Source organism: Streptomyces sp. 13-12-16 (assembly GCF_002114215.1).
In the GTDB taxonomy this organism is placed as follows: Bacteria; Actinomycetota; Actinomycetes; order Streptomycetales; family Streptomycetaceae; genus Streptomyces.
On sequence record NZ_NCTE01000472.1, the window covers coordinates 1 to 4,194 of the forward strand.

The window sequence follows — 4,194 nt, forward strand, 5'->3', positions numbered from 1 at the left end:
GGGGAGGAGGCGGCCCCGCTCCTCGAGCGGGTGTGCGACGCCCGCCGGGCCGGGGCGACGGTGTTGTCGCTGGGCCCCGGCGAGGGTGAGCTCCCGGCGATGGCCCACGAGATCCTGCCCGTCCCCGACGGCTCCGAGCTGGACCTGGACACCGTGCAGCACCTGGTCGGCGCGGCGGCCGGCGAGAACGCGCTGCCGGCCCGCCGGGGCCCCCGCCGTTTCCGGGACCGTCTGTCGCGGCTGGCCGACCTGCTGACGGCCCCGCCGCCGACACGCTGGTAGCGCGGGCCCGCGCCGGTGCAGAAGCTCCTGCTGTCCCCTGGGGTCAGTCGTCGCCCCGCTCGCCCGCGGGGGCGTCGCGCCACCTGGAGTCGTTCTCCCACTGGAGGTTGCGCTCGCGGGCCTTCTCCATGGCGTGTTCGGCCTCGGTGCGGCTCGCGTACGGGCCGAAGCGGTCCTTGGCCGGGCACTCGGGGCCCTCCTCGACCTTCTTGTGCTCCAGGCAGTAGTACCACTCGCCCGGCTTTCCGACCGTCCGCTTCTTGAACAGGGGCATGACCGGCTCCTCTCACCGTCTCGCCGTCTCACCGTCCCACCAGGAAGATGGTCCCCCGTCGCCGCTGAATTAGACTCGCCGGCATGTCTGGCCAGTCGCTGCTCGCCCCTGGGGAGCTGTCCCCCACCCGCTCCGTGCCCGGGAACATCCGCCGTCCCGAATACGTCGGCAAGCCCGCCCCGACGCCGTACACCGGTCCGGAGGTGCAGACGCCCGAGACGATCGAGGCGATGCGCACCGCCGGCCGGATCGCCGCGCGGGCGATGGCGGAGGCCGCGAAGCTGATCGCGCCCGGCGTGACGACGGACGAACTGGACCGGGTGGCGCACGAGTACATGTGCGACCACGGCGCCTACCCGTCGACGCTCGGCTACCGCGGCTTCCCCAAGTCGCTGTGCACGTCCGTCAACGAGGTCATCTGCCACGGCATCCCGGACTCGACGGTGCTGCGCGACGGCGACATCGTCAACCTGGACGTGACGGCGTACATCGGCGGGGTGCACGGCGACAACAACGCGACGTACCTGGTCGGGGAGGTGGACGAGGAGAGCCGCCTGCTGGTGGAGCGCACCCGCGAGTCCCTCGCCCGCGCGATCAAGGCGGTCAAGCCGGGCCGGCAGATCAACATCATCGGCCGGGTGATCGAGTCGTACGCGAAGCGGTTCGGCTACGGCGTGGTCCGTGACTTCACCGGCCACGGCATCAACTCGTCCTTCCACTCGGGCCTGATCATTCCGCACTACGACAGCCCGCACGCGACGACGGTGATCCAGCCGGGGATGACCTTCACCATCGAGCCGATGCTGACGCTGGGCACCCACGAGTACGACATGTGGGACGACGGCTGGACGGTCGTGACGAAGGACCGCAAGCGCACGGCGCAGTTCGAGCACACGCTGGTGGTGACGGACACCGGCGCGGACATCCTGACGCTGCCGTGACCGTCCCGCCGGCTCCTTGCCCGCTCCCCGTTCCGGAGGGCGGGCTTTTCCGTGCCGTGGCAGGCCGGGGGTTTACCGACGAACCGTCGGCAAGCCATTGACTTAGGTAAGCCTAACCATAAAAGATCTGGACTCATGGACTCCTTCTCGACCCTCATCCGCACCGCCTCCCACGAGCAGCACACGGAGGCGGAGACGTCGACGTTCATGAGCGATCTGCTGGGCGGCCGGCTGGGCGTGGACGCGTACGCGCGCTACACCGAGCAGCTGTGGTTCGTGTACGAGGCCCTGGAGTCCGAGGCGCGGGGACTGATACCGGACCCGGTGGCGGGCCCGTTCGTCCGGCCGGAACTGTTCCGCCTGCCCTCCCTGGAACGCGACCTGGCCCACCTGCGCGGCCCCGGCTGGCGCTCCACCCTGACCGCCCTCCCCGCCACACGGACGTACGCCGCCCGAGTCACCGAGTGCGCCCGCACCTGGCCGTCCGGCTACGTCGCCCACCACTACACCCGCTACCTGGGCGACCTCTCCGGCGGCCAGATCATCCGCGACAAGGCGGAGAGGACGTGGGGCTTCACGAGGAAGGGCGACGGCGTCCGCTTCTACGTCTTCGAGGGGATCCCCAACCCGGCGGCCTTCAAGCGGGGTTACCGCGAACTCCTGGACGCGGTCCCGGTGGACGACCTGGAGAAGCAGCGCGTCGTGACGGAGTGCAAGCGGGCGTTCGCGCTGAACACGGAGGTGTTCCGGGCACTGGGCGAGGAGTTCCCGCTGTCGGCGTGAGCCCTGCCGCCGCCGTCACAGCCGTCTCCGTCGCGCGGCGGAGCCGTCAGCGCTCCAGGTAGACCCGGCCGCCGATCTCCGTCCAGCCCTCCGGCTGGGGGGCCGTGAGGATCTGGGAGCCCGTGCCCTGGGTGATGTTCAGGGCGCGGCCCAGGCGGTCGGTGAGGAGGAGGGCCGCGGCACCCGTCGCCTCGTCCTCGTCGATGCCGTCGTCGCGGCCGGGGAAGGCGCGGGCCCGGATCCGGCCGGCCGGCTCGTCCAGCCAGGCCCAGGCGTAGATCCACTCCCCCTTCGGCGGCACGGGCAGGTCGTCGACCTCGGCGGCGCTCGCGTACTGGCGCAGGGTGCGCGGCGGCGCCCACTCCGCCCGCGCCTCGATCCAGCAGAACTCCCCGTCCTGCCGGGCGCCCATCACCCCGGCGGGGACGACCAGTTCGGGCACGTCGAGGAGCCAGGCGGTGCCGACGCAGGGGTGGCCGGCGAAGGGCAGGCGCAGGGTGGGGGTGTAGATGTCGATCACCCCGCGCTCGGGGTCGTCGACGAACACGGTCTCGCTGAACCCGAGCTTCGCGGCGAACTCCTGCCGCTCCTCGCGCTCGGGCATCACGGAGCCGTTGCGCACGACACCCAGTTCATTGCCGTACCCGCCACGGGGCCCGCAGAAGACGCGCACCACGTCGTAATCAGTCACGGGGGCATTCAAGCACCGTACGGGCGGCGAGGTCGTCCCAGGTCACGGTGCCACCGGCCAGGGGCCAGGTGAGGGTGGGGGCACCGTCGTACGGCAGGGAGGCCATCGTGTCGGCGTACCCGCGCTCCAGGGCCGCCCGCTGATGGGGAGCGGCCGGACGTTCCGCCCGCCGCCGGTACGCCTCGGTCAACTCGTCGGCGGTGCGCCGCCACTGCTCGTCGCCGGTCAGTCGTACGAGCTCCAGACACGGAGGTTCCCCTCCCTCCGCCAGCGCGGCGACTGCGCGGTCGTGGCCGTCGAGGATCAGCCAGCCGTCGAGGAAGGTGACCCACCACAGCAGTACGGGTGCCAGGGTGCCCTCGCGGACGTGCTTGCGGTACGCCTTCACGCGCGGGGCATCGGGCGGTGACAGCCGGCGCAGGGGAAGGACGCCGTGCCAGCCGCCGCCGCAGTACAGCTCCAGGCTGCCGCCAGGCCAGTCGCGCACCAGGTCCTCGGTCCAGATGCCCGGTGCGAAGGCGGACCGCGGGGACAGCTGCCAGCGCCCGTCGTGCACCGGGACACCGGGGGACTCCTCCAGCCAGTGGGCGTACCGGTGAGCCCAGCCGGCGGTCGATCGCTGGGCCGTGGAGCTCAGGGGCGGTAGTGGCGAACGGTAGGCGTCGAAGCGGTGGAGGGAGAGGTCACGGCAGCAGCCCTCGGTGTCCGCACGGCCCAGCAGCAACGGCCGGTCCTGCTGCCGCAGCAGCATCCGGCCCCCGTCCGCCGTCTCGCAACGCAGCGGGGGCGGGCCGGGCCGGCCCGAAACGGTCAGCACCAGCCCGCCTCCCGGCCGGGACTGTCTGTTCCACCTCGTCATGGGACCGAGTCTGGGTGACGGCCGGGACGGGCGGAAACCATTTCCGGGGTCGGCCCTCGGCCTCTCTCACAGTGCTCCCCCCTCCCAGGGAGGGCAGGGTGCCCCGGAAGCCCATCTGGGTTCGAAGAACTCCTCCCGGAAGATGTCCACCGCCGCCCTGAGCAGGGTGATGTCGATTTCCGGCCGGATGAAGCTCAGCCGCGCCAAGGTGTCGTCCATACGGAATTCGAGCAGTGTCCCGCCGGGTGCGCCCTCGACCCACTCCACCACTTCCATGGCATCGAAGTCGTTGTGGTCACTCAGGACGACGAGCGCGAAGTAGTCACGCCCCTGTACGGAAAAACGCCTCATAACCGCCCCTGGA

The 4,194-nt window shown here is 71.3% G+C and carries 6 protein-coding genes and 1 pseudogene; 3 read left to right on the forward strand and 4 right to left on the reverse strand.

The genetic code is table 11. The features are described 5' to 3' along the window. A pseudogene (locus tag B7767_RS18835) lies at window positions 1-282 on the forward strand (hypothetical protein); the annotation flags it as partial. 43 nt (window positions 283-325) lie between these two features. Here B7767_RS18835 and B7767_RS18840 read toward each other — a convergent pair. Further along, entirely contained in the window at window positions 326-556 is a 231-nt protein-coding gene (locus B7767_RS18840) for a hypothetical protein (RefSeq protein ID WP_085573201.1), read from the reverse strand. Between the two features lie 83 nt (window positions 557-639). On the opposite strand from B7767_RS18840, the gene map reads away from it, so the two are divergent. Beyond that, on the forward strand, window positions 640-1,497 hold the full coding sequence (gene map / locus B7767_RS18845; protein WP_085573202.1) for a type I methionyl aminopeptidase: 858 nt from the start codon (window positions 640-642) through the stop codon (window positions 1,495-1,497). Window positions 1,498-1,632: 135 nt separating this feature from the next. Then, entirely contained in the window at window positions 1,633-2,280 is a 648-nt protein-coding gene (locus B7767_RS18850; protein ID WP_085573203.1) for a heme oxygenase (biliverdin-producing), read from the forward strand. Between the two features lie 46 nt (window positions 2,281-2,326). Here the strand turns inward: B7767_RS18850 and B7767_RS18855 are convergent, their stop codons facing one another. The 3 genes from B7767_RS18855 to B7767_RS18865 all read right to left on the reverse strand — a co-directional run. Next, the gene (locus B7767_RS18855) at window positions 2,327-2,971 is read right to left on the reverse strand and encodes a PhzF family phenazine biosynthesis protein (RefSeq protein ID WP_085573204.1); all 645 of its coding nucleotides are present in this window, start codon (window positions 2,969-2,971) and stop codon (window positions 2,327-2,329) included. Further along, window positions 2,964-3,830: a hypothetical protein gene (locus B7767_RS18860; protein WP_085573205.1), complete on the reverse strand. Its 867-nt coding sequence runs from the start codon at window positions 3,828-3,830 to the stop codon at window positions 2,964-2,966. Before B7767_RS18860 ends, B7767_RS18855 begins: the two co-directional genes overlap by 8 nt. 66 nt (window positions 3,831-3,896) lie before the next feature. Continuing rightward, window positions 3,897-4,194 (reverse strand): hypothetical protein (locus B7767_RS18865; RefSeq protein WP_218775800.1); only part of this gene is annotated, 298 nt, incomplete at its 5' end.